The following is a 3,363-nucleotide window of genomic DNA, read 5'->3' on the forward strand; positions in this document are numbered from 1 at the left end:
CCGGCGCGCACATCCGCCGCCGCGGCGAGGATCTTCACGCGGGCGACATCGTCATCCCGGCGGGCACCGAGCTCGGGCCGCTGCAGCTGTCGGCCGCGGCTGCGACCGGCGTCGATCGTGCCGTGGTGGCGCGCCCGCCGCGCGTGATCGTGATCTCGACCGGAAGCGAACTGGTCGAGCCCGGCGCCGAGTTCGCACGCGGCCAGATCCCCGAGTCGAACACCACACTGCTCGCCGGGCTGGTGCGCGCGACCGGAGCGGAGCTCATGCGCGTGACGTCCGTGTCGGACAACCCGGAGGAGCTGCGCTCCCTCCTCCGCGACAACTCCGAGGCGGACGTCCTGATCACGTCTGGCGGCATCAGCGCGGGCGCGTACGAGGTCGTGAGGCAGGTGCTGGACGGCGAGATCACCTTCACGAAGGTCGCGATGCAGCCCGGCAAGCCGCAGGGCTTCGGACGCCTCTCGAACGGGGTGCTGCTGTTCGGCCTGCCGGGCAATCCCGTGAGCGCCGCCGTCTCGTTCGAGACGTTCGTGCGCCCCGCGCTGCTCGCCCTGCAGGGGCGCACGAAGCTGCACCGCGACATCCTGCGCCTGCCCGCCGCGACCGGCTGGCGCACGCCGCCCGGGCGTCGCCAGTACCTCCCGGTGAGCATCGATCGCACCGACCCGGCGCGCTGGAGCGTCCGTCCCGCGACATCCGGCGGATCCGGATCCCACCTGGCCGCGAGCCTCGCGCATGCGGAGGCCTATGCGGTCGTCCCCGCCGAGAGCGAGGCCGTGGCGGAGGGCGAACTCGTGGATGTCATGCTGATCTCATGAGCTTCACCCACCTCGACTCGTCGGGTCACGCACGCATGGTCGACGTGACCGAGAAGCAGCCCACCGTGCGCTCGGCCACCGCGCGCGGCTTCGTGCGCGTGGCGGGCGAGACGGTCGCCGCCCTGCGCGACGGATCCGTTCCGAAGGGCGACGTGCTCGCGGTCGCCCGCATCGCGGGCATCCAGGGCGCGAAGAAGTGCGCAGAGCTGCTGCCGCTGGCCCACGTGATCGGTGTGCACGGCGCGACGGTCGACCTGGCCGTCGAGGACGGCGGCGTCGCGATCGAGGCCACCGTCCGGACCGCCGACCGCACGGGCGTCGAGATGGAGGCCCTCACCGCCGTGACGATCGCCGCGCTGTCGGTCGTCGACATGGTGAAGGGCATGGATCGCTCGGCGGCAATCGAGAACGCGCGGATCGTGGCGAAGACCGGCGGCCGCAGCGGATCCTGGACACGGGAGGCCTGATGGCCGGCAACGACCGCACCCTGCCGCCCGAGGCGCTGGACGAGTGGGCGAAGGCCGCCTCCGAGCGGCTCGGCCTCGACCCGGATCAGGTGCCCGTGTCCCTCATCCTGGACCTCGCGCGGGACGTCGCCCACGGCGTCGCGCGCCCCGCCGCGCCGCTCACGGCGTTCCTGGCGGGGCTCGCCGCGGGGCGTGCCGGCGGTTCGCCCCAGGACATCGAACGCGCCGTGGCGGAGGTCGTCGCGCTGGCGCGGTCGTGGGGTGGCGAGCCGTGACACGCATCCGCTACTTCGCCGCGGCCGAGGAAGCCGCCGGGCGCGCCGAGGAGCACCGCGCCGAGGCCACGCTCGGCGAACTGCGCGCGGCGCTCGCGGCCGAGTATCCGGGCCTCGGCGGCATCCTGCCCCGCTGTGCCGTGCTCGTCGACGGCGAGCGGCGCGGCGACGACGCGCCGCTGGCGGGCGCGACGACGGTCGACGTGCTGCCGCCCTTCGCCGGCGGCTGACGCGGCCGGCCCTGGATCGCAGCGCGCCGCCGCGCGGACTCAGCCGCCCAGGCCCTTCCACTCCGCGCTGCCGTCGGCTTCGAGCTGTCGCTTCCAGACCGGCAGCTCGCGCTTGATGTCCTCGATGACGTCGCGGCAGGCGGCGAACGCCTCGGCGCGGTGCGCCGCCGCGACCGCGATGACGACCGCCGGCTCACCCACCTGCAGGCGACCGACCCGGTGGCTCACGGCGACGAGCGCGCCGTGCGCCTCCGACGCGCGAGCCGCGATCGCGCGGAGCGTGGCCTCCGCGTCCGGGTGTGCGGTGTACTCCAGAGCGGCGACGGCGCCGCGCGCGTCCGGGTCGTGATCGCGAACGCGACCGACGAACGACGTCTCGGCGCCCATCCGCGAATCGTCGATCGCGTCCGCGTGTTCGGCGAGCCGGATGGGGTCCGCCGAGATCCGCGCGATCCGCACGTCCGCCGTGGGCGCGGCGCTCACGCGTGATCCTCGCCCGCGAGCTGAGCGGCCGCGTGCTTGGCCACCGACAGGATCACCGGCATGCCACTGCGCACGGCGGCCGGAGACCCGGGGAGGTTCACGATGAGGGCGCCGCGTGCGACGCCCGCGAGCCCGCGCGAGAGCATCCCCGCGGGCTTCTCCGCCGTGCCGATGCGGCGCAGCTCCTCCGCGACGCCCGGGACCTCGCGTTCCAGCACGGCACGCGTGCCCTCGGGGGTCTCGTCGCGAGGGCCGAGGCCGGTGCCGCCGGTCGTGACGATCACGCTCGCACCGGCCGCGATCATCGCGACGAGCGCCCGCTCGACGCTCTCGGCGCCGTCCGGCACGATCACGGCGTCGTCGCAGTCGAAGCCCCCCACCCGCAGAGCGGCCACCGCCTCGGGGCCGGAGAGATCCTCGCGCTCGCCGCGCGCAGAGCGATCGCTGACCGTGATGACCGCCGCCCGCAGCGGGATGCCTGCTTCACCCATGGTCCGAGTCTATGGACGTCACGCTCGGGCGGTCGTGTCCCGCCGCAGGACGAAGCGGTCGCGTGCCCACACCGCCCGAGAAGGTCGGGCTCAGTCCGCCAGGAGGTCCGGACGGCGCTCGCGCGTGCGCTCGATGCTCTGCTCTCGGCGCCACGCCGCGACCGCTCCGTGGTTGCCGCTCAGCAGCACGGGCGGCACCTCGAGCCCGCGCCAGACGGCGGGCTTGGTGTAGATCGGATACTCCAGCAGGCCGTCCTCGTGCGACTCCTCGAGCAGACTCTCGGGATTGCCCATGAAGCCCGGGATGAGCCGGGTCACGGCCTCGATCATCGCCATCGACGCGACCTCGCCGCCGTTGAGCACGTAGTCGCCGATGCTCACGAGGCGCACACGACCGGCAGCCGCGTAGTGGTCGATCACGCGCTGATCGATGCCCTCGTAGCGACCGCACGCGAACACGAGCTGCGCCTCCTGCGCCAGCTCCCGCGCGAGCGGCTGGCGGAACACCTCGCCCGATGGCGTCGGCACCACCAGGACGGCGTCCTCGCCGAGGATGTCGTCGAGCGCCTCGCCCCACGGCTCGGGCTTCATCACCA

Annotated in this window: 7 protein-coding genes; 4 read left to right on the forward strand and 3 right to left on the reverse strand. The window is 74.0% G+C overall.

Annotation, left to right across the window (positions count from 1 at the left end; translation table 11 throughout):
* The 4 genes from glp to RIF89_RS12625 form a co-directional block, all read left to right on the forward strand.
* A partial coding sequence (gene glp, locus RIF89_RS12610; RefSeq protein ID WP_309069446.1) for a gephyrin-like molybdotransferase Glp occupies positions 1-821 on the forward strand: 821 nt, incomplete at its 5' end.
* Positions 818-1,288 (forward strand): cyclic pyranopterin monophosphate synthase MoaC, encoded by a 471-nt coding sequence (gene moaC, locus RIF89_RS12615; protein ID WP_309069447.1) that lies wholly within the window; start codon positions 818-820, stop codon positions 1,286-1,288. The genes glp and moaC, both read left to right, overlap by 4 nt.
* Complete coding sequence (locus RIF89_RS12620; protein WP_309069448.1) at positions 1,288-1,563, forward strand: DUF6457 domain-containing protein; 276 nt, start codon at positions 1,288-1,290, stop codon at positions 1,561-1,563. Before moaC ends, RIF89_RS12620 begins: the two co-directional genes overlap by 1 nt.
* Positions 1,560-1,793, forward strand: coding sequence for a MoaD/ThiS family protein (locus RIF89_RS12625; RefSeq protein ID WP_309069449.1), 234 nt, complete (start codon positions 1,560-1,562; stop codon positions 1,791-1,793). The genes RIF89_RS12620 and RIF89_RS12625 overlap by 4 nt, the downstream gene beginning before the upstream one ends.
* Before the next feature lie 39 nt (positions 1,794-1,832).
* On the opposite strand, the gene RIF89_RS12630 is transcribed toward RIF89_RS12625, so the two are convergent.
* The 3 genes from RIF89_RS12630 to trmD form a co-directional block, all read right to left on the reverse strand.
* Positions 1,833-2,276 (reverse strand): molybdenum cofactor biosynthesis protein MoaE, encoded by a 444-nt coding sequence (locus RIF89_RS12630; protein ID WP_309069450.1) that lies wholly within the window; start codon positions 2,274-2,276, stop codon positions 1,833-1,835.
* Positions 2,273-2,767 carry a MogA/MoaB family molybdenum cofactor biosynthesis protein gene (locus tag RIF89_RS12635; protein ID WP_309069451.1) on the reverse strand — a complete coding sequence of 165 codons (495 nt, stop codon included), beginning with the start codon at positions 2,765-2,767 and terminating at the stop codon, positions 2,273-2,275. The genes RIF89_RS12630 and RIF89_RS12635 overlap by 4 nt, the downstream gene beginning before the upstream one ends.
* A 90-nt stretch (positions 2,768-2,857) precedes the next feature.
* The coding region (gene trmD, locus RIF89_RS12640) for a tRNA (guanosine(37)-N1)-methyltransferase TrmD (RefSeq protein WP_309069452.1) at positions 2,858-3,363 on the reverse strand (506 nt) is incomplete at its 5' end.

Source organism: Microbacterium sp. (assembly GCF_031178525.1).
In the GTDB taxonomy this organism is placed as follows: Bacteria; Actinomycetota; Actinomycetes; order Actinomycetales; family Microbacteriaceae; genus Microbacterium.

Excerpts from the sequence above, each read along its gene's own strand:
- moaC (WP_309069447.1), top strand. The coding sequence starts at position 818 with ATGAGCTTCACCCACCTCGACTCGTCGGGTCACGCACGCATGGTCGAC.
- RIF89_RS12620 (WP_309069448.1), top strand. The coding sequence starts at position 1,288 with ATGGCCGGCAACGACCGCACCCTGCCGCCCGAGGCGCTGGACGAGTGG.
- RIF89_RS12635 (WP_309069451.1), bottom strand. The coding sequence starts at position 2,767 with ATGGGTGAAGCAGGCATCCCGCTGCGGGCGGCGGTCATCACGGTCAGC.